The sequence below is a fragment of the Enterobacter sp. E1 genome (assembly GCF_016809815.1).
Taxonomy (GTDB): Bacteria; Pseudomonadota; Gammaproteobacteria; order Enterobacterales; family Enterobacteriaceae; genus Enterobacter; species Enterobacter adelaidei.
In genome coordinates this window covers 90,275-111,774 of the sequence record NZ_JAFBJM010000008.1, presented here as the reverse complement: position 1 = coordinate 111,774, position 21,500 = coordinate 90,275, and the positions used below count along the sequence as shown (strand labels likewise).

The window sequence follows — 21,500 nt, the reverse complement described above, 5'->3', positions numbered from 1 at the left end:
GATAACAGCATAACAGTTACGTTAATATATTATTAATTACTTAACGGCTGCGCCATTCTCGCCCGGCATTTCTTGCTCTTCTGCGATGGCGTGCGCTAAAAAATTCTGTAGCCTGCACTCTCTCTTATCAAGGTCAACATGAGTCTGTTTCCCGTTATCGTGGTGTTCGGTCTGTCGTTCCCACCGATTTTTTTCGAGCTTCTTTTATCACTGGCGATCTTCTGGCTGGTGCGCAAGGTGCTGGTTCCTACCGGGATCTACGATTTCGTCTGGCACCCTGCATTGTTCAATACCGCGCTGTATTGCTGCCTGTTTTACCTGATATCGCGCATGTTTGTCTGAGGTTGATGTGAAAACACTAACAAGAAAAATCTCCCGAACCGTCATCACCATGGCGCTGGTTATCCTCGCCTTCATCGCTATTTTTCGGGCCTGGGTCTATTACACGGAGTCACCGTGGACACGCGATGCGCGTTTCAGCGCCGATGTCGTGGCCATAGCCCCCGACGTGGCCGGTCTTATCACGGCGGTCAACGTTCACGATAACCAGCTGGTGAAAAAAAATCAGGTTCTGTTCACCATCGACCAGCCTCGCTACCAGAAAGCACTGGAAGAAGCGGAAGCTGACGTGGCCTATTATCAGGCGCTGGCGGCAGAGAAACGCCGTGAGGCAGGCCGCCGTAACCAGTTAGGTATTCAGGCTATGTCCCGCGAAGAGATCGACCAGTCCAATAACGTGCTGCAAACCGTGCTGCACCAGATGGCCAAAGCGCAAGCGACGCGCGATCTGGCAAAGCTCGATCTGGAGCGCACCGTGATCCGCGCGCCAGCCGATGGCTGGGTCACTAACCTTAATGTCTATGCCGGTGAATTTATCACCCGTGGCTCAACGGCCGTGGCGCTGGTTAAACAGAACTCCTTCTACGTGCTCGCTTATATGGAAGAGACCAAACTGGAAGGCGTACGTCCGGGTTATCGTGCCGAAATTACACCGCTTGGCAGTAACCGCGTCTTTAAAGGTACCGTCGACAGCGTCGCGGCAGGGGTGACCAACGCCAGCAGTTCTAAGGATGCAAAAGGGATGGCGACAGTGGACTCCAACCTGGAATGGGTGCGTCTGGCTCAGCGTGTGCCGGTGCGTATCCATCTGGACGAACAGCAGGGGAATGTGTGGCCTGCGGGTACCACGGCGACGGTGGTGATTACCGGCGCTAAAGACCGGGATGCCAGCCAGGAGTCGATCTTCCGTAAAATTGCCCACCGTCTGCGCGAGTTTGGCTAATCGCTATGGGTATCTTCTCCATCGCCAACCAACACATTCGCTTCGCCGTGAAGCTGGCGTGTGCCATCGTGCTGGCACTGTTTGTTGGCTTCCACTTCCAGCTTGAAACCCCGCGCTGGGCGGTGCTGACGGCGGCAATTGTCGCGGCTGGTCCGGCATTTGCCGCCGGTGGTGAACCTTACTCTGGTGCGATCCGCTATCGCGGGATGCTGCGTATCATTGGGACGTTTATCGGCTGTTTCGCGGCGCTGACCATTATTATTTTGATGATCCGCACCCCACTGCTGATGCTGATGGTGTGCTGTATCTGGGCGGGCTTCTGCACCTGGGTCTCGTCTCTGGTGAAAGTGGAAAACTCCTACGCCTGGGGACTGGCGGGTTACACCGCGCTGATTATCGTCATTACTATCCAAAGCGAGCCGCTGCTTGCGCCACAGTTCGCCGTGGAGCGTTGCAGTGAGATTGTGATTGGTATTGTTTGCGCGATTGTTGCTGACCTGCTTTTCTCCCCTCGCTCTATCAAGCAAGAGGTGGATCGCGAGCTGGATGCGTTGATTGTTGCCCAGTACCAGCTGATGCAGCTCTGCATCAAGCATGGTGACAGTGAAGAGGTGGATAAGGCCTGGAGCGGGCTGGTACGTCGCACGCAGGCGCTGGAAGGGATGCGCAGTAACCTTAATATAGAGTCTTCGCGCTGGGCCCGGGCTAACCGTCGCCTTAAAGCCCTCAATACGGTCTCCTTAACGCTGATTACCCAGGCGTGCGAAACCTATCTGATCCAGAACACCCGTCCGGAAGTGGTGACCGATACGTTCCGCGAGCTGTTTGCCGAGCCGGTGGAAACCGTGCAGGACGTGCATAAGCAGCTTAAGCGCATGCGGCGGGTCATTGCCTGGACAGGGGAACGCGACACACCAGTGACCATCTACACCTGGGTCGGGTCCGCGACGCGCTACCTGCTGCTGAAACGCGGCGTGGTTAGCAATACCAAAATCAGCGCTACGGAAGAAGAGGTGCTGCAGGGAGAAGTGGTGATTAAGGCGGAATCTGCCGAGCGTCATCACGCGATGGTCAACTTCTGGCGCACGACGCTCGCCTGCATGCTCGGTACGCTGTTCTGGTTGTGGACAGGCTGGACGTCCGGCAGCGGTGCAATGGTGATGATTGCCGTTGTGACTGCACTGGCGATGCGTCTGCCCAACCCGCGTATGGTCGCCATTGATTTCCTGTATGGCACCATTGCCGCCTTGCCGATAGGCGCGCTCTATTTCCTGGTGATCATCCCGTCCACGCAACAGAGCATGTTGCTGCTTTGCATAAGCCTGGCGGTGATGGCGTTCTTTATCGGTATAGAAGTGCAAAAGCGCCGTCTGGGATCGTTGGGGGCGCTGGCCAGTACGATTAACATCATTGTGCTGGATAACCCGATGACCTTCCATTTCAGCCAGTTCCTCGACAGCGCATTGGGTCAGCTGGTGGGGTGTTTCCTGGCAATGATGGTTATTCTGCTGGTGCGCGATAACTCACAGGCAAGAACGGGCCGTGTATTGTTGAACCAGTTTGTTTCCGCTGCCGTGTCGTCGATGACCACCAATACCGCACGTCGCAAAGAAAACCACTTACCGGCGCTCTATCAGCAGCTGTTTTTACTGCTGAATAAGTTCCCGGGTGACATCGCTAAGTTCCGGCTGGCATTAACCATGATCATCGCGCACCAGCGTCTGCGTAACGCACCTGTGCCGATCAACGACGATCTGTCGGCTTTCCACCGTCAGCTACGCCGCACTGCCGACCATGTACTTTCCGCGACCAGCGATGACAAACGCCGTCGTTACTTTACGCAACTGCTTGAAGAGCTCGATATCTACCAGGAGAAGCTTAAAGTCTGGGAAGCTCCGCCTCAGGTAACCGAGCCAGTAGGACGGCTGGTGTTTATGCTGCACCGCTACCAGAATGCCCTCACAGATAACTGACTGAAGTAAAAAAGCCGACGCCAAAGCGTCGGTTTTTTTGTGGCTATACTTAATTCCAGCACGTTCTTACATTCAGAAAGGGAGGACACATGACGACTGAGACGCTTCAGGACCACATCCTTTTTCAGACCGGGTATCTGGTTAATGGTATCTGGAAAACGCTGGACACGACGTTTGATGTACTTAACCCGGCGACCGGCGAGGTCATCGCTAAAGTCGCGAAAGCGGGTAAAGCGGAAACCGAAGCTGCGATTGCCGCAGCCACCAACGCTTTCCCGGCATGGCGAGCCAAAACCGCGAAAGAACGCTCGGCCATCCTTTACCGCTGGTACGAACTGATTATTGAAAATAAAAGCTGGCTCGGGCGGTTAATGACCACCGAGCAGGGCAAGCCTCTGAAAGAAGCGGAAGGAGAGGTGGAGTACGCGGCCAGCTTTATCCAGTGGTTTGCCGAAGAGGCCAAGCGCGCTAACGGGGAAATTATTCCGCCGATCAAACCCGGTTCCCGCATTCTGGCGACCCGCGAACCCATTGGTGTTGTCGCGGCGATTACACCGTGGAACTTCCCGATGGCGATGCTCACCCGAAAATTAGGCCCGGCGCTTGCTGCGGGCTGTACCGGGGTGATCAAACCGGCCAATAACACGCCGCTCAGTGCTTTTGCGCTGCTTACCCTGGCTAAACAGGCCGGTGTGCCCGACGGTGTTCTCAACGCCGTGGCCGGGAATACCCATGAAATCAGCGATGCGATCATGGCCAGCCGTGACGTGCGTAAAATCTCCTTTACCGGTTCTACCTCCGTCGGCAAAACGCTGGTGCGTAATGCCGCAGACACTATGAAAAAAGTCTCAATGGAGCTGGGGGGAAATGCCCCATATATCGTTTTTGAGGATGCGGATATCGACGCAGCGGTTAAGGGTGCTATCGCCAACAAATTCCGCAATGCCGGGCAGGTCTGCGTGAGCGTTAACCGTTTCTATATTCAGGAAACCGTCTACGACAAGTTTGTGAATAAACTTGCCGATGCGGTAAAGGCGCTGAAGGTGGGGAATGGTCTTGAAGAGGGGGTTGTCGTCGGACCGCTGATTGAACCTGCTGCGGTCAACAAGGTGCGTGAGCATGTCGACGATGCCGTTGCCCGCGGGGCAACTGTGCTGGCAGGGGGGAAACCCCATTCGCTTGGCGGGAATTTCTGGATGCCAACCGTACTGGGTGACTGCCATGAAGGCATGAAGCTGGCAGAAGAAGAGACGTTTGGACCGGTTGCGGCGTGCTTCCGTTTCACTTCAGAAGATGAGGTCATCCAGCGTGCCAACAACACGCCTTATGGCCTGGCGGCTTACTTCTACACCCAAAACCTTTCACGCGTTTTCCGTGTTTCTCAGGCCATCGAGAGCGGGATGATTGGCATTAACGAGTGCGCCGTCTCTACGGAACTGGGGCCTTTTGGCGGGGTAAAAGAGTCAGGCCTTGGACGCGAGGGCTCCGTGCTGGGGCTGGAAGAATATCTGGAAGTCAAAACCCTGCATATCGGGGGATTATAATAGACCGGGCGGCAACTGCCGCTCGCCTGGACTGGGTGGCTGGCAATGAAAACCTATACGTTTGATTTTGACGAGATCGACAGTCAGGAAGACTTCTATCGTGAATTTATCCGCGTGTTTGATCTTGAACGGGAAAGCGTGACGAATCTGGATACCCTGTGGGACGTGGTGACCGGCAGTCTGTTGCCACTCCCGCTGGAGATTGAGTTCATTCATTTACCCGATAAGCTGCGCAGACGTTTTGGCGCACTGATATTACTGTTCGATGAAGCGGAAGAAGAGCTGGAAGGGCAACTGCGTTTTAACGCGCGCCATTGAATGACATAAAAAAAGCCCCTGACCAGCAGGTCAGGGGCAAGTCGTATGATGAAATACGACGAGGGTTTATTTATACAGTTCTGCCGTAGCATGCCAGTGGTCACCCTGATTCAGTTCGGTGACACGATAGCTGCTGGCACCTGCTTTTTCAGCTTTTGCGGCCAGTTCGTGACGAATATCCATTGGTGAACCAGTGACAGACGTTACGGATACACTGCCCATAGGCTGCAGATTTTGTGCCTGGTCGGCATTCACTTGCTGTACGGCTGCACTTGCGCCGAAAGAGAGAACTGAGGCCAGACCGAGGGTTGCGATGATCAATTTGGTTTTCATAGTCTTTACTCCTGAATAGGGTTGTTGCTCAACGGCGAGAAGGGTTAAACAGCTATTTTTATGCCTGGTGCCGTTGAGTGGAGATTTATGTCTTCAGTTATTGCTAAAACTTATTTGTACAGCTCAGCAGTAGCGTGCCAGTGGTCACCTGAACGAGCTTCAATGATGCGGTAGGATGATGCACCCTGTTCTTCCGCTTTCTTGTTCAGCATCTCATGCATGTCCATCGGGGACGTACCGATTGCACCGACAGAAACCGTACCGATTGCCTGGCGGGATTGCGCCTGGTCAGCATTGATTGAATCAGCAGCGAAAGCACCGAATGACAGGACAGACAGGACGCTCAGCGCCGCTACAGTAGTTTTAATGTTCATGATTTTTACCTCGTCGAATTTTTTCGTGGGGTCTTGTTTCGTGACCCTCATCACAAAATCAAGTATACACTAATAACCAAAAAAATTAATACCAGACTAATTGTTACTATTGTTATTACGTGTTAACCCGTTCGTTTTTTATAACCAAATTGCATAATATTGGCTATTTATCGTCCACTTCGTGCAGTTATATCTAATAAAATCATATTGATATCAGCTTTTGATTTTTTGTGCGATTTTTTGATTTAGCATTCACTGGGTGAATGTTAATGGGTGGTAAAAAGCATTATTTGTCAAAGTCAGGGCAGTGGAATCGAGTGGGAAACGCAGCGGGAGCAGAACGATCCCCGCAGCGGTGCTGCGGGGAGGGGGGATTAGAGTTCCTGTTCGAACAGAACCAGAATTGCCTCGTAGAGGTCTTTGACGGAGAAACCATTTGCCGGGGTGGTAAAGATGGTGTCGTCCCCAGCGATTGTACCGAGAATACCTTCCGCTTTACCTAAGGAATCCAGCAGGCGAGCAATCAACTGCGCAGCGCCAGGGCTGGTGTGGATCACTACGACGGCGTCGTTATAGTCGATATCCAGAACCAAATTCTTCAGCGGGCTGGAGGTCGTCGGCACGCCAAGTTCAGCTGGCAGGCAATAGACCATCTCCATTTTGGCGTTACGGGTACGCACCGCGCCAAATTTGGTTAACATGCGGGAGACTTTCGACTGATTGATGTTATCGAAACCTTGTTCCTGTAACGCCTGAACAATTTCTCCCTGAGAACTGAATTTCTCTTCTTTGAGTAGCGCTTTAAACGCCTTTACTAATTCTTCTTGCTTAGACGAGCTTCGCATAAGTCACCCGGAATATGACGATAGAAACAACATTATTATGCATGTGGATGAATTTTTATGCAAATTATCTACCGGGAGGTAGTCTGAAATAATGTTATGAAAGGGAGTGATTTTATCAGATTTCGTTATCAGAAAACATGCCTGGGTCACGCCGCGCAAATAAGCTTAAAAGTAAATTAAATGTTATCAAAATGATGTTGTTTTGGTGGCGGGGCAGGGTGTATTGTAACCACCTCTTAATTCGTTGCCGTCTGTCGTCAGATAGTCTTCTGGTGAGAGATAAAGCCGCGTGACCTCAAATTCTTTAGCTACGAAAATTGTAATTATTTACTCGCTGAATTATGGTCGCCGCAACGGAGTTACAGATACTTAAGTTAACCATAATAAGGAGTTTAGGATGAAAGTCGCAGTCCTCGGCGCTGCTGGTGGTATCGGCCAGGCGCTTGCCCTACTACTGAAAACTCAACTGCCTTCAGGCTCAGAACTCTCTCTGTACGATATTGCTCCGGTAACCCCAGGTGTGGCGGTTGACCTGAGCCACATCCCGACAGCTGTGAAAATCAAAGGCTTCTCCGGTGAAGACGCGCGTCCTGCTCTGCAGGGTGCCGACGTGGTGCTGATTTCTGCAGGCGTGGCGCGTAAGCCCGGTATGGATCGTTCAGACCTGTTCAATGTCAACGCTGGCATCGTGAAAAACCTGGTGCAGCAGATCGCTGAAATCTGCCCGAAAGCGTGCATCGGTATCATCACTAACCCGGTGAACACCACTGTTGCTATCGCGGCAGAAGTGCTGAAGAAAGCGGGTGTTTACGACAAAAACAAACTGTTCGGCGTGACCACGCTGGATATTATCCGTTCCAACACCTTTGTTGCTGAGCTGAAAGGCAAACAGCCAACCGAAGTGGAAGTTCCGGTCATTGGTGGACACTCTGGCGTCACCATTCTGCCTCTGCTGTCGCAGATCCCTGGCGTTAGCTTCACCGAGCAGGAAGTGGCTGACCTGACCAAACGTATCCAGAACGCGGGCACCGAAGTGGTGGAAGCGAAGGCGGGTGGCGGTTCTGCAACTCTGTCTATGGGCCAGGCGGCTGCACGTTTCGGTCTGTCACTGGTTCGCGCTCTGCAGGGTGAGAAAGGCGTTGTTGAATGCGCTTACGTTGAAGGCGACGGCGAACACGCTCGCTTCTTCTCTCAACCGCTGCTGCTGGGTAAAAATGGTATCGAAGAACGTCAGCCTATCGGCAAACTGAGCGCGTTTGAACAACACGCGATGGAAGGCATGCTGGATACCCTGAAGAAAGATATCACCCTGGGCGAAGAGTTCGTTAACAAGTAAAACGAACCGTCTCTCGTAGGCCGGGTAAGCGTTAGCGCCACCCGGCAAAAAAAACCGAAGCACTCACTGGCTTCGGTTTTTTTATGGCTGTCAGTTTGTTGCCGGGTATTCCTGAACCGTCACCTGCAGCGTGAGTTTCTTATCATTGCGCATGACTTCAACAGGGATAATAGAGCCCGGTCGGATCTCTGCGACCTGGTCCATGGTCTCCAGTGCCGAGACCGCTGGCGTACCATTAACTGACACAATGACATCGTTAACCTGAATTCCCGCGTTGTCTGCCGGGCCGCCAGGTGATACCTCGTTGACCACGATGCCCTGAATCTGATCAATACCGCCGCCCTGGTTATGCATTGGTGCAATTTCACGGCCACCTATTCCGATATAACCACGGATCACCCGTCCATCACGGATCAGTTTATCCATAATTTTGGTCGCCAGCTGGAACGGAATGGCAAAGCCGATCCCTTCCGGTGTCTCGCCGTCGTTGCTCTTGTCGAACGAGAGGGTATTGATACCCATCAGCTCACCCAGTGAGTTAACCAGCGCACCGCCGGAGTTACCGCGGTTGATCGACGCATCGGTTTGCAGGAAGTTCTGCCGCCCGGAGGGGTTGAGGCCAATACGACCCGTCGCACTGATAATTCCCTGGGTAATCGTCTGACCCAGGTTATAAGGGTTACCGATAGCCAGGACGACGTCGCCAATGTGAGGGGTACGTTTGCGATTGATGGGAATGATAGGCAAACCTCCCGTGGCGTTGATTTTCAGGACGGCCAGGTCGGTCAGGCTGTCAGACCCCACGAGTAACGCCTCAAACACGCGGCCATCCTGCAGGGCAACGATAATCTGGTCGGCATCGTTAATCACGTGCTTGTTGGTAATAATGTAGCCGCGCTCGTCCATAATCACCCCAGAGCCGAGGGTGCGGATCTCCAGTTGGTTATGGGTTGAGCTATTAAGGCCGCGGTTATAGACATTCACCACGGCAGGTGCGGCACGGCGAACGGCCTGGTTGTAGGTGGCCGGCGTTTCATCCGTACTGTCGAACTGGGGAGCCGTCAGTTTATTAAACTGACGTAAAGACGGCATTGCCGCCAGCAGCAGGCCAGCGACAATCAAACCGATGACAATTGAACGTAAGAGCTTTAAAAGCATGATGCGCGTGTCGTTAAAAAAGGGACGATTTGCAGCATAACATGAGTTATCCGGACATCACACGCAGCGGTGATGTCCGGCATCGCAAATGCTTAGCGCAACAGAATATAGATAGATTCATTGCCACGCATAACCTGCAGGGCAATAACCGCCGGTTTACTTTCCAGCACCTTGCGCAGTTCGGCAATGGATTGCACGCGATTACGGTTTACGCCAATGATGACATCATCCTGATGTAATCCTGCTTGCGCGGCAGGGCTGCTCTTCTCAACGGTGTCGATGCTAATGCCCTTCGTTCCGTCTTTCAACTGCCCATCGCTTAACGTTGCCCCTTGCAGCGCTGGGGCGATAAGCTCCGCACTGGCAGATGACGAGGTACTCTTATCCAGCGTGACTTCAACGTCCAGCGGCTTGCCGTCACGAATCAGGCCCAGCTTCACTTTGGCGCCAGGTTCTGTCGTGGCAATGCGTGAACGTAGCTCTGCGAAGCTGCTCAACGGCTTGTCATTCAGGCTGACGATCACATCGCCCGATTTCACGCCGGCTTTTGCCGAACCGGAGTTTGGCAGGACTTCACTCACAAATGCGCCCCGCTGCACGTTGATGTTGAACGCTTTGGCGATATCCGCGCTCATCTCCATTCCCTTGATCCCCAACAGCCCGCGCTTGATTTCACCGAACTCGATCAGCTGCTGGGCAAGCGTTTTGGCCATGTTACTGGGGATGGCAAAACCAATTCCAATGCTGCCGCCGCCAGGGGCCAGAATAGCCGTGTTAATCCCAATCAGCTCGCCATTAAGGTTGAGCAATGCCCCGCCGGAGTTCCCACGGTTGATGGAGGCATCCGTCTGAATAAAGTTTTCCAGCCCCTCCAGATTCAGGCCGCTACGTCCCAGCGCCGAGACGATCCCGGAGGTGGCGGTCTGCCCTAAACCAAAGGGGTTGCCCACGGCAACGGCAAAATCACCGACACGCAGTTTGTCGGAGTCCGCAATGGTAATCTGAGTCAGGTTGCTCGGGTTCTGCACCTGCAACAGCGCGATATCGCTCTGGTCATCGCCGCCAATCAGTTTGGCATCAAATTCACGTCCATCATTAAGCTGTACGCTGATTTTATCGGCCTGGCTGATGACATGGTTGTTGGTCAGAATATAGCCTTTGGCCGCATCAATAATGACGCCTGAACCCAGACCTTCAAAAGGCTGAGCCTGCTGGTCGGGAGCTTCATCGCCAAAATATTTTTTCAGTTCTTCCGGTACGCGTTGGCTTTGTACAGCCGTACCCTCAACCTGTACGCTGACGACCGCAGGCAACACTTTTTCCAGCATCGGCGCGAGGCTTGGAATGGCCGCCTGACCGGGCACCTGAGAGGGGATGGCGGCAAGGGCAGGGAAGGACGCCGAGAGAGATAACCCGACACTTAACGCGATAGCGCTCAACAGCTGGTTTTTTTTCTTCATCGATGTTGACTCTCGTAACCTGGAATAAAGGAAAAACGGCCCCAAAAACACGTTGATGTTATTGAATTTTAAACCGCTGAACAATGAGGTGCTTAACTAAATGATAGCTGGGGTCATGAAGAAAGGACGGGCGCAATCGCTGCGCCCGTAAAATAAATTCAGGTTGTGCGATTAATCGCGTTTTACACCGCCACGCAGCAGGCCGGAAGCGCCATCTGAATAGTCACGAGGCATCTGAACGGGTGCCTGATCGTTACCGGCTTCAGAGTCTGCCAGACGGTTGCGGAACGGATTAGTTTCCGCGGTCATTTCCGGCAGCAGGCTGCTGGAGCTTTTTGCCATATGTTGATACAGCTGACGATAGTCGGTCGCCATGTTGTCCAGCAGCTCGGCGCTACGGGCAAAGTGGCTGACCAGCTCTTCACGATACTCTTCCAGTTCCGCTTTGTTCTTTTCCAGTTCGTACTGCAGTGACTGCTGCTGACGCAATTTGCGATTACCGAAACGCATGGCCACAGCACCGATGACGATGCCGACGACTAAACCGATTAGCGCATATTCCCAGGTCATGAACTTCTCCCGTTGTCTTGTTGTTCCGTAGGGTGTTGGCTCGGCTCCTGCCTGTGCCTGATAATGCCACTATAACCGCTATTTCTGTAGAAGTGGAATCCTGACGTATCATCGCGTAGTGTAGAACGGCCTTTTTTTCATCAGTCACGGCTGCTGGTGAGGTTTAATTGAAGGAATAACAATAAGATTATGCAAAACCTGTCCCCTGCATCGCGTTATCAACTGGCCCTTAACGACGGCACTCATCAAGCGGATGACGTTCAACGTGAGGCGGTAAGCCGTCTGGAGATGATTTATCAGGAACTCACGGCAAAACCTGCTGAAGTCGAACAGAATGGTGGGCTAAAGGCGGCATTTGGGCGGTTGCTCGGTAAAAAAGCACCACAGGCTCATGCTCCTGTACGCGGCTTATATATGTGGGGCGGCGTAGGGCGCGGAAAAACCTGGCTGATGGATCTGTTTTATCTGAGTCTGCCGGGCGAACGTAAGCAGCGTCTGCATTTCCATCGTTTTATGCTGCGGGTGCATGAAGAGCTAACTGCACTGCAGGGCAAAAGCGATCCGCTTGAGATTGTGGCCGACAGGTTTAAGGCGGAAACGGACGTGCTTTGCTTTGACGAATTTTTTGTTTCTGACATCACCGATGCCATGCTGCTGGGCGGCCTGATGAAAGCGCTGTTTGCACGCGGGATTACGCTGGTTGCCACATCGAACATCCCGCCGGACGAGCTGTACCGCAACGGTCTGCAGCGCGCACGTTTCCTGCCTGCCATCGACGCCATCAAGCAGTATTGTGACATTATGAATGTGGATGCCGGGGTGGATTACCGGCTGCGTACGTTGACCCAGGCGCACCTGTGGCTCTCACCGCTGAACGCCGAGACAACCCATCAAATGGATAAACTCTGGCTGGCGCTGGCGGGGGCAAAACGTGAAAACGCTCCGGAGCTTGAGATTAACCACCGCCCGTTGCCCACGCTTGGCGTAGAGAATCAAACGCTGGCCGTCTCCTTCACAACACTTTGTGTGGATGCCCGCAGCCAGCACGACTATATTGCGCTTTCACGCCTGTTCCATACCGTGATGGTGCTGGACGTTCCGGTCATGACGCGGCTGATGGAGAGCGAAGCACGACGCTTCATTGCGCTGGTGGATGAATTTTATGAGCGGCACGTCAAGCTGGTGATTAGCGCTGAGGTACCTTTATATGAGATCTACCAGGGAGAGCGGCTGAAGTTCGAGTTCCAGCGTTGCCTCTCGCGTCTGCAGGAGATGCAGAGCGAGGAATACCTCAAGCTTGAGCATATGCCATAAATGCCAGCCTCTCCCTGTGGGAGAGGAACTGGGGGAGGGCACCAGACCGCGCAATACCTCCCCCCGAAAAACCCATTCCAAATCACATTTAAGGGTCGATCTTTGACCTCAACTTCTCTATAATCTTGCGACCCCACGTTACGAGAAGGTTTTTTTCCCGAAACTTTCTATGTGTCGGCATGTGCTATTCGAAGGGGTAGGTTTGCCGGACTTTGTCGTGTGAACCTCAACTGACTAAACGTTTGGGTGTTCACCAACGTGTAACTTATTATTTGGGTAAGCTTTTAATGAAAACTTTTACAGCTAAACCAGAAACCGTACAGCGCGACTGGTATGTTGTTGACGCGACCGGTAAAACTCTGGGCCGTCTGGCTACTGAACTGGCTCGTCGCCTGCGCGGTAAGCATAAAGCGGAATACACTCCGCACGTTGATACCGGTGATTACATCATCGTTCTGAACGCTGATAAAGTTGCTGTAACCGGCAACAAGCGTACTGACAAAATGTACTACCACCACACCGGCCACATCGGTGGTATCAAAGAAGCGACCTTTGAAGAGATGATTGCTCGCCGTCCTGAGCGTGTGATTGAAATCGCGGTTAAAGGCATGCTGCCAAAAGGCCCGCTGGGTCGTGCTATGTTCCGTAAACTGAAAGTTTACGCAGGTAACGAGCACAACCACGCGGCACAGCAACCGCAAGTTCTTGACATCTAATCGGGATTATAGGCAATGGCTGAAAATCAATACTACGGCACTGGTCGCCGCAAAAGTTCCGCAGCTCGCGTTTTCATCAAACCGGGCAGTGGTAAAATCGTAATCAACCAGCGTTCTCTGGAACAATACTTCGGTCGCGAAACTGCCCGCATGGTAGTTCGCCAGCCGCTGGAACTGGTTGACATGGTAGAAAAACTGGATCTGTACATCACCGTTAAAGGTGGTGGTATCTCCGGTCAGGCAGGTGCGATCCGTCACGGTATCACCCGCGCTCTGATGGAGTACGACGAATCCCTGCGTTCTGAACTGCGTAAAGCTGGCTTCGTTACTCGTGACGCTCGTCAGGTTGAACGTAAGAAAGTGGGTCTGCGTAAAGCACGTCGTCGTCCACAGTTCTCCAAACGTTAATCATTTTCTGCTTACGCAGAACGATTGGCGAAAAACCCGCTTCGGCGGGTTTTTTTATGGATAATGTGCAGGTTATCCACAATATAAATTCATATATCTCCTCTTTTTCCACATTTCCAGAATCCCCTCACCACAAAGCCATCAAAATCTGGTAAACTATCATCCAATTTTCTGCCCAAATATCGGTGAATACTCGATTTTTGTTCGATTCTTGAACAATGTGTTTTCTCTGGGATGGGCGATACAACATCTGGCTGGCCCCTGTTGGGCCGGTAGCAGTAAAAATTCTGAATATACCTGGAGGTTTTCATGGCTGTCGCTGCCAACAAACGTTCGGTAATGACGCTGTTTTCTGGTCCTACTGACATTTATAGCCATCAGGTTCGTATCGTGCTGGCCGAGAAGGGTGTCAGTTTTGAGATCGAGCATGTGGAAAAGGATAACCCACCTCAGGATCTGATCGATCTCAACCCGAGCCAAAGCGTACCGACGCTGGTGGATCGCGAGCTGACCCTGTGGGAATCCCGTATCATTATGGAATATCTGGATGAGCGTTTCCCACATCCGCCGTTGATGCCGGTTTACCCTGTCGCGCGTGGTGAAAGCCGCCTGTACATGCAGCGTATCGAGAAAGACTGGTACTCGCTGATGAACGTTATCGTTAGCGGTTCCTCTTCTGAAGCCGACGCAGCACGTAAGCAACTGCGTGAAGAGCTGCTGGCAATTGCCCCTGTGTTTGGTCAGAAGCCATTCTTCCTGAGCGATGAGTTCAGCCTGGTGGATTGCTACCTGGCACCGCTGCTGTGGCGTCTGCCGACTCTGGGCGTAGAGTTCAGCGGTCCGGGTGCGAAAGAGCTGAAGGGCTACATGACTCGCGTATTTGAACGTGATTCATTCCTGGCATCGTTAACTGAACCTGAACGTGAAATGCGTCTTGGCCGAGGCTAATGACTGTGGAAATGTCACAACTTACCCCACGCCGTCCGTATCTGCTGCGCGCCTTCTATGAATGGCTGCTGGATAACCAGCTCACGCCGCACCTGGTTGTGGATGTGACGTTGCCGGGCGTGCTGGTTCCTATGGAATATGCGCGTGACGGACAGATCGTGCTGAACATCGCGCCGCGCGCGGTGGGCAACCTGGAACTGGCCAACGACGAAGTGCGCTTTAATGCGCGCTTTGGCGGTGTGCCGCGTCAGGTGTCCGTTCCTCTGGCTGCGGTACTGGCGATCTACGCGCGTGAAAACGGCGCAGGCACGATGTTTGAGCCGGAAGCAGCATACGACGAGGATGTTGCCAGCCTGAATGATGACAACGCATCCGATGAGCGCGAAAGCGACACGGTGATGTCGCTTATTGATGGCGATAAACCCGATCATCATGACGACAATGATCCTGATGACGATCCGCCTCCGCGCGGTGGTCGTCCGGCTCTTCGCGTCGTCAAATAAAAAAACAGGCCCAATCGGGCCTGTTTTTTTTACACTTCCAGGTAGTTCAGTATACCGTCTGCCGCCTTACGACCCTCGGCAATCGCGGTGACCACCAGGTCAGAACCGCGAACGATATCGCCACCGGCGAAGATTTTCGGGTTGCTGGTCTGGAAAGCATTGTCGCTGCCTTCAGGTGCAATGACGCGGCCCTGAGAGTCCAGCTCCACGCTGTGCTTCGCCAGCCACTCCATGCTGTGAGGGCGGAAACCGAACGCCATCACGACGGCATCGGCCGGGATCACATGCTCAGAACCGGCTACGATCTCGGCGCGACGACGGCCTTTCGCATCCGGCGCACCCATCTCAGTACGCGCCATCTTCACGCCGCTCACTTTACCGTTGGCATTCACTTCGATACCCAGAGGCTGGATGTTGAACTGGAACTCCACGCCCTCTTCACGCGCGTTTTTCACTTCGCGTTTAGAGCCCGGCATGTTCTCTTCGTCACGACGGTAGGCGCAGATCACGTGTGCCGCATTTTGACGAATGGAGGTACGCACGCAGTCCATCGCCGTATCACCACCGCCCAGTACGACAACGCGTTTGCCTTCCATGCTGACGAACGGCTCATCGGCGGTTTCGCCGTAGCCCATGATCTGCTTGGTGTTAGCAATCAGGAACGGCAGAGCGTCGTAAACGCCCGGCGCGTCTTCGTTCTCCAGCCCACCGCGCATGGACTGATAGGTGCCCACGCCCAGGAATACGGCGTCGTAATCTTTCAGCAGATCGTCGAGCTGTACATCGCGGCCTACTTCCACATTCAGTTTGAACTCGATACCCATGCCGGTAAAGATTTCACGGCGACGGGTCATGACCTCTTTTTCCAGCTTGAAGGCCGGGATACCGAAGGTCAGCAGACCGCCGATCTCCGGATGACGGTCAAAGACTACCGCCTTCACGCCGTTGCGGGTCAGCACGTCCGCACAGGCTAGGCCCGCCGGGCCCGCGCCGATGATTGCCACGCGCTTGTCGGTTTGCTTCACGCCGGTCATATCCGGACGCCAGCCCATCTCAAACGCTTTATCGTTGATATAACGCTCAATGTTACCGATGGTCACTGCGCCAAACTCGTCGTTCAGCGTACAGGAGCCTTCACACAGACGGTCCTGAGGACACACGCGGCCGCACACTTCCGGCAGGGTGTTAGTCTGGTGAGACAGCTCGGCGGCTTCAAAGATACGCCCCTCGTTGGCTAGCTTCAGCCAGTTCGGGATGTAGTTATGCACCGGACATTTCCATTCGCAGTAAGGGTTACCGCAGGACAGGCAGCGGTCTGCCTGTGCTTTGGCCTGGCCTTCTGAAAACGGCTCATAGATTTCAACAAATTCAATTTTACGGATTTTCAGCGGTTTCTTTGGCGGATCAACACGCTGCAGGTCGATAAACTGGTATACGTTCTGACTCATCTGAATTCCTTACTGCGCCTGCACACGCAGCTCTGCTGAGCTACGACTACGGTGACCCAACAGTGCTTTAACATCGCTGGACTTCGGTTTAACCAGCGCGAATTTCGCAGAGAACGCCGGCCAGTTCGCCAGGATCTCTTCGCCGCGCGAAGAACCGGTATGCTGCACGTGTTCGGTAATCAGACCGCGCAGGTGTTCTTCGTGGATAGCCAGCGTGTCAACGTCCAGCACTTCCACCAGCTCCGGGTTCACGCGTTTGCGGAACTCACCGTCTTCATCCAGGACGTACGCAAAACCACCTGTCATGCCTGCGCCGAAGTTCACGCCGGTTTTACCCAGAACGCAAACAATCCCGCCCGTCATGTATTCACAGCCGTTATCGCCAATGCCTTCCACCACGGTGATTGCACCGGAGTTACGCACCGCAAAACGCTCGCCCGCACGGCCCGCTGCAAACAGACGACCGCCGGTCGCGCCGTACAGACAGGTGTTTCCGATGATGCTGGCTTCGTGGCTGCGGAAAGCTGAACCGACAGGCGGACGCACCGCCAGCAGACCACCCGCCATGCCTTTACCGACGTAGTCGTTGGCATCGCCGGTCAGATACAGCTCAACGCCGCCTGCGTTCCACACGCCGAAGCTCTGGCCCGCAGTACCGCTGAAGTGCGCGGTAATCGGATCAGCAGCCAGCCCCTGGTCACCGTGCGTCTGCGCGATGTAACCGGAGAGGGAGGCCCCCACAGAACGGTCGGTGTTGCGAATATCAAACCAGAACGTTTTGCTCTGCTTGTCGTCAACATACGGTTTCGCCTGCTGCAGCAGCTGCGCGTTCAGCACGCCGTTATCAAACGGCGGGTTGTTCTCGGTGCAGTAGACCGCTTTGCCAGGATGCGGCTGCGCGGTTTCCAGCAGCTTGCTCAACTCCAGCTTCTGCTGCTTGGCAGTGAAGCCTTCCAGCTCTTTCAGCAGGTCGGTACGGCCAATCAGGTCTACCAGACGCTTCACGCCCAGCAGTGCCATCAGCTCGCGGGTTTCGCGGGCGATGAACTCAAAGTAGTTGGTCACTTTGAACGGCAGACCGTGATAGTGGTTCTTACGCAGTTTCTCGTCCTGGGTTGCAACGCCGGTTGCGCAGTTGTTCAGGTGGCAAATACGCAGGTATTTACAGCCGAGTGCAACCATTGGACCGGTGCCAAAGCCGAAGCTTTCCGCACCCAGAATCGCCGCCTTGATGATGTCGAGGCCGGTTTTCAGACCGCCATCTACCTGCAGACGGATCTTGTGACGCAGACCGTTCGCAACCAGCGCTTGCTGAGTTTCCACCAGCCCCAGCTCCCACGGACAACCCGCATATTTCACGGAGGAGAGTGGGCTTGCACCGGTACCGCCGTCATAACCGGCGATAGTGATGAGATCCGCATAGGCTTTTGCTACGCCCGTTGCGATGGTACCGACGCCCGGCTCGGAAACCAGCTTCACGGAGATCATCGCTTTCGGGTTGACCTGTTTCAGGTCGAAAATCAGCTGCGCCAAATCCTCGATAGAGTAGATATCGTGGTGTGGTGGCGGAGAGATCAACGTCACGCCCGGTACGGAGTAGCGCAGTTTGGCGATGTACGGGGTGACTTTATCACCAGGTAACTGACCGCCTTCGCCCGGTTTTGCACCCTGAGCGACTTTAATCTGGATAACGTCGGCGTTGACCAGGTACGCAGGCGTGACGCCAAAGCGACCGGATGCCACCTGCTTGATACGGGACACTTTGTTGGTGCCGTAACGGGCAGGATCTTCGCCGCCTTCGCCGGAGTTCGAGTTTCCGCCGATGCTGTTCATGGCTTCCGCCAGCGCTTCATGGGCTTCCGGACTGAGAGCACCGATAGACATTGCTGCAGTATCAAAGCGTTTGAACAGCTCAGTGGCTGGCTCAACGTCATCAATACTGACCGCATCATCACCAGGATTCAGTGCCAGCAGATCGCGCAGCGTCGCTGCCGGACGGCTGTTTACCAGCTCAGCATATTGCTGATAATCACTGTATTCGCCGCTCTGAACCGCCTGCTGCAGCGTGCGCACCACGTCCGGGTTATAGGCGTGGTATTCGCCACCGTGAACGTATTTCAGCAGACCGCCTTGATCCAATGGCTTACGTGCCAGCCAGGCGCGTTTCGACAGGTTGACCAGATCCTGCTGGAAGTCAGCAAACCCGGCACCGCCGATGCGGCTGACCACGCCCTGGAAGCAGAGGTTGGCGACCTCGTCATGCAGGCCGACCGCTTCAAACAGCTTCGAGCAGCGGTAGGAGGCAATGGTCGAGATGCCCATTTTGGACATGATCTTGTACAGACCTTTGTTGATGCCGTTACGGTAGTTCAGCATCACTGCACGGTAGTCTTTGTCGATCGCGCGGGTATCGACCAGACGAGCCAGTGTTTCGTAGGCCAGGTATGGATAAATCGCCGTCGCACCAAAGCCTAACAGCACGGCAAAGTGGTGCGGGTCACGTGCACTTGCGGTTTCAACAATGATGTTGGCGTCGCAGCGCAGGCTCTTCTCTACCAGACGGGTCTGGATAGCACCGACTGCCATTGGTGCAGGCACCGGAAGGCGATTCTTCGCGATATTTCGGTCAGACAGCACCAGCAGAACGGTACCGTTACGCACCATCTGTTCGGCTTTGTCACACAGGGCATTCACGGTCTCTTCAAGGCTCGCTTCGGCCACGTCGAAGGTGATATCGAGCGTGTCAGCGCGGTAGTGCTCCTCTTTCATGGTGGTGAGCTGTTTGAAATCGGAGTACAGCAGGATCGGCGATTTAAAGGTCAGGCGGTGCGCCTGGCCTTCGGCTTCGCAGAAGACGTTCATCTCGCGGCCGATGCTGGTCGCCAGCGACATCACGTGGGCTTCACGCAGCGGGTCGATTGGCGGGTTGGTGACCTGCGCGAACTGCTGGCGGAAGTAGTCATAAATGATGCGCGGCTGGCTGGAGAGCACGGCAAACGGGGTATCGTCCCCCATGGAGCCCACGGCTTCCTGGCCGTTTTCACCGAGTACGCGGATGACGGAATCCAGCTCTTCCGCGCTGTAGTTAAACTGTTTCTGGAAGCTCGCAAGCGCATCGTCGTCCAGTTCGCGACGACCCACTTCTTCATCCGATAAATCTTCGAACGGCACCAGACGACGCACGTTTTTCTCCATCCACTCTTTGTACGGATGGCGGCTTTTCAGATCGTGATCGGTCTCAGCGGAGTGCAGAATACGTCCGCCGCGGGTGTCGATAACCATCAGTTCACCCGGGCCGACGCGGCCTTTCTCAACCACTTCGTCAGGCTGGTAATCCCAGATACCGACTTCAGAAGCACAGGTGATGAGTTTGTCTTTAGTGATGACGTAGCGCGCCGGACGCAGACCGTTACGGTCCAGGTTACAGGCAGCAAAGCGGCCGTCGGACATCACGATGCCCGCCGGGCCGTCCCACGGCTCCATGTGCATGGAGTTAAAGTCGAAGAACGCGCGCAGCTCCGGATCCATATCCGGGTTGTTCTGCCAGGCAGGTGGCACGAGCAGACGCATGGCGCGAACGATGTCCATACCGCCTGCCAGCAGCAGCTCCAGCATGTTATCCATGGAGCTGGAGTCCGAGCCGGTTTCGTTTACGAACGGTGCGGCATCGTGCAGGTCAGGGATCAGTGGCGTCTGGAACTTATAGGTACGGGCGCGGGCCCACTGGCGGTTACCGGTGATGGTGTTGATCTCGCCGTTGTGCGCCAGGTAGCGGAACGGCTGAGCCAGCGGCCAGCGTGGAACAGTGTTGGTGGAGAAGCGCTGGTGGAACAGGCAAATGGCCGATTCCAGACGCAGATCCGCCAGGTCCAGGTAGAAGCGCGGCAGGTCAGCCGGCATACACAGACCTTTATAGATGTTCACCAGGTTCGAGAGGCTACAGACGTAGAACTCTTTATCGTCCTGGAGACGCTTTTCAATGCGGCGACGGGCAATGAACAGACGGCGTTCCATATCGCGTGGACGCCAGCCCGCAGGCGCGTTAACAAAAATCTGTTCAATACGAGGCAGCGAGGAGAGGGCGATTTCACCGAGCACCCCTTCGTTGGTTGGCACATTGCGCCAGCCGACAATAGACAGGGTTTCACGTTGAAGTTCTTCTTCGACGATGCGGCGTGAGGCGGCAGCTTTTTCAGGATCCTGGTTCAGGAACAGCATACCGACAGCGTAGTTTTTGGCTAAACGCCAGCCGCGTTCTTCCGCAACGATACGGAAGAAACGATCGGGTTTTTGCAGCAGCAGACCGCAACCGTCGCCGGTTTTACCATCAGCAAGGATGGCACCACGGTGCTGCATACGGGCCAGTGCGTGAATGGCAGTACGCACTACCTTGTGGCTAGGTTCGCCTTCTATGTGGGCGATCAGGCCGAAACCACAGTTATCCTTCTCAAGGGATTTATCGTACAACATATCAGTGAACCTCCCCAGGCTCGTCGGGCTTCCCACTGAACTTTACCGTGGCGCACAGGCACAGAAAGAGCATGGCGACGGGGTTTGCGTTTCATACGCGGACCTCGCATTCGCCCTCTTTTCATCCTTTCGCGCAGGTAAACAAGTTTGAGGACTTGCTTCAGAGGGAATCTCAATTACTGCATAAATATGATGAGCAGGCCGCTCATCCAGAAAGCTTCCAGCGGATTTCCAACTTATCGGGAATTGGTACACAGGTCAAATGGCAATCTTATTTATACAAAAATGTGCTAAAGAGAGTTTATCTGATTGTAATTAAAGGGTATTTAACTATTTTTACATTGATTGCATGCCCTGGCAGGACGCAGCGGAGTGTGATCTGACTCACTATATGAAAGCGGTATTATCAATGTAGCGTGCTGAATAGCAGTTTTATAGCAGAATAATAATCTGGCATTGAATGCAAACCCGCATAAAGCCACTGTTTTTCAGTGGTGGCG

19 protein-coding genes are annotated in these 21,500 nt (G+C 54.1%); 11 read left to right on the top strand and 8 right to left on the bottom strand.

Annotation, left to right across the window (positions count from 1 at the left end; all coding sequences use genetic code 11):
- Positions 1-138 precede the first annotated feature (138 nt).
- From aaeX to JGF26_RS18195, 5 genes are all read left to right on the top strand, one after another.
- The gene (gene aaeX, locus JGF26_RS18215) at positions 139-342 is read left to right on the top strand and encodes a p-hydroxybenzoic acid efflux pump operon protein AaeX (RefSeq protein WP_003860416.1); all 204 of its coding nucleotides are present in this window, start codon (positions 139-141) and stop codon (positions 340-342) included.
- Positions 343-349: 7 nt separating this feature from the next.
- Positions 350-1,282, top strand: coding sequence for a p-hydroxybenzoic acid efflux pump subunit AaeA (gene aaeA / locus JGF26_RS18210; protein ID WP_134708500.1), 933 nt, complete (start codon positions 350-352; stop codon positions 1,280-1,282).
- 5 nt (positions 1,283-1,287) lie between these two features.
- Positions 1,288-3,255, top strand: a complete 1,968-nt coding sequence (gene aaeB, locus JGF26_RS18205; protein ID WP_108091095.1) for a p-hydroxybenzoic acid efflux pump subunit AaeB — start codon at positions 1,288-1,290, stop codon at positions 3,253-3,255.
- An 89-nt stretch (positions 3,256-3,344) separates the two neighbouring features.
- Positions 3,345-4,799 (top strand): NAD-dependent succinate-semialdehyde dehydrogenase, encoded by a 1,455-nt coding sequence (locus JGF26_RS18200; protein WP_028017003.1) that lies wholly within the window; start codon positions 3,345-3,347, stop codon positions 4,797-4,799.
- Between the two features lie 45 nt (positions 4,800-4,844).
- Complete coding sequence (locus JGF26_RS18195; protein WP_008502839.1) at positions 4,845-5,117, top strand: barstar family protein; 273 nt, start codon at positions 4,845-4,847, stop codon at positions 5,115-5,117.
- 66 nt (positions 5,118-5,183) lie between these two features.
- On the opposite strand, the gene yhcN (JGF26_RS18190) is transcribed toward JGF26_RS18195, so the two are convergent.
- From yhcN (JGF26_RS18190) to argR, 3 genes are all read right to left on the bottom strand, one after another.
- On the bottom strand, positions 5,184-5,450 hold the full coding sequence (gene yhcN, locus JGF26_RS18190) for a peroxide/acid stress response protein YhcN (RefSeq protein WP_024906332.1): 267 nt from the start codon (positions 5,448-5,450) through the stop codon (positions 5,184-5,186).
- Between the two features lie 110 nt (positions 5,451-5,560).
- Positions 5,561-5,824, bottom strand: a complete 264-nt coding sequence (gene yhcN, locus JGF26_RS18185) for a peroxide/acid stress response protein YhcN (RefSeq protein ID WP_032666799.1) — start codon at positions 5,822-5,824, stop codon at positions 5,561-5,563.
- A 374-nt stretch (positions 5,825-6,198) separates the two neighbouring features.
- Positions 6,199-6,669, bottom strand: coding sequence for a transcriptional regulator ArgR (argR, locus tag JGF26_RS18180; RefSeq protein WP_003860428.1), 471 nt, complete (start codon positions 6,667-6,669; stop codon positions 6,199-6,201).
- A 397-nt stretch (positions 6,670-7,066) separates the two neighbouring features.
- On the opposite strand from argR, the gene mdh reads away from it, so the two are divergent.
- Positions 7,067-8,005 carry a malate dehydrogenase gene (gene mdh, locus JGF26_RS18175; protein ID WP_028017006.1) on the top strand — a complete coding sequence of 313 codons (939 nt, stop codon included), beginning with the start codon at positions 7,067-7,069 and terminating at the stop codon, positions 8,003-8,005.
- Positions 8,006-8,095: 90 nt separating this feature from the next.
- Here the strand turns inward: mdh and degS are convergent, their stop codons facing one another.
- From degS to zapG, 3 genes are all read right to left on the bottom strand, one after another.
- Entirely contained in the window at positions 8,096-9,163 is a 1,068-nt protein-coding gene (gene degS / locus JGF26_RS18170) for an outer membrane-stress sensor serine endopeptidase DegS (RefSeq protein WP_028017007.1), read from the bottom strand.
- A gap of 92 nt (positions 9,164-9,255) precedes the next feature.
- Complete coding sequence (gene degQ, locus JGF26_RS18165; RefSeq protein ID WP_134708501.1) at positions 9,256-10,623, bottom strand: serine endoprotease DegQ; 1,368 nt, start codon at positions 10,621-10,623, stop codon at positions 9,256-9,258.
- A 171-nt stretch (positions 10,624-10,794) separates the two neighbouring features.
- On the bottom strand, positions 10,795-11,193 hold the full coding sequence (gene zapG, locus JGF26_RS18160; protein ID WP_008502832.1) for a Z-ring associated protein ZapG: 399 nt from the start codon (positions 11,191-11,193) through the stop codon (positions 10,795-10,797).
- Positions 11,194-11,382: 189 nt separating this feature from the next.
- On the opposite strand from zapG, the gene zapE reads away from it, so the two are divergent.
- From zapE to sspB, 5 genes are all read left to right on the top strand, one after another.
- On the top strand, positions 11,383-12,507 hold the full coding sequence (gene zapE, locus JGF26_RS18155) for a cell division protein ZapE (protein WP_049007554.1): 1,125 nt from the start codon (positions 11,383-11,385) through the stop codon (positions 12,505-12,507).
- Positions 12,508-12,794: 287 nt separating this feature from the next.
- Entirely contained in the window at positions 12,795-13,223 is a 429-nt protein-coding gene (rplM, locus tag JGF26_RS18150) for a 50S ribosomal protein L13 (protein WP_003860434.1), read from the top strand.
- Between the two features lie 15 nt (positions 13,224-13,238).
- A complete protein-coding gene (gene rpsI / locus JGF26_RS18145; RefSeq protein WP_003860436.1) occupies positions 13,239-13,631 on the top strand; it encodes a 30S ribosomal protein S9 in 393 nt (130 codons plus the stop codon).
- 309 nt (positions 13,632-13,940) lie between these two features.
- Positions 13,941-14,579, top strand: coding sequence for a stringent starvation protein SspA (gene sspA / locus JGF26_RS18140; protein ID WP_028017010.1), 639 nt, complete (start codon positions 13,941-13,943; stop codon positions 14,577-14,579).
- A 5-nt stretch (positions 14,580-14,584) separates the two neighbouring features.
- The gene (sspB, locus tag JGF26_RS18135) at positions 14,585-15,082 is read left to right on the top strand and encodes a ClpXP protease specificity-enhancing factor (RefSeq protein WP_024906337.1); all 498 of its coding nucleotides are present in this window, start codon (positions 14,585-14,587) and stop codon (positions 15,080-15,082) included.
- 29 nt (positions 15,083-15,111) lie between these two features.
- Here sspB and gltD read toward each other — a convergent pair whose 3' ends face one another.
- Together gltD and gltB are read right to left on the bottom strand one after the other, a co-directional pair.
- Positions 15,112-16,530 carry a glutamate synthase subunit GltD gene (gene gltD, locus JGF26_RS18130; RefSeq protein WP_023309377.1) on the bottom strand — a complete coding sequence of 473 codons (1,419 nt, stop codon included), beginning with the start codon at positions 16,528-16,530 and terminating at the stop codon, positions 15,112-15,114.
- Between the two features lie 9 nt (positions 16,531-16,539).
- The gene (gltB, locus tag JGF26_RS18125; protein WP_134708502.1) at positions 16,540-21,000 is read right to left on the bottom strand and encodes a glutamate synthase large subunit; all 4,461 of its coding nucleotides are present in this window, start codon (positions 20,998-21,000) and stop codon (positions 16,540-16,542) included.
- Positions 21,001-21,500 lie beyond the last annotated feature (500 nt).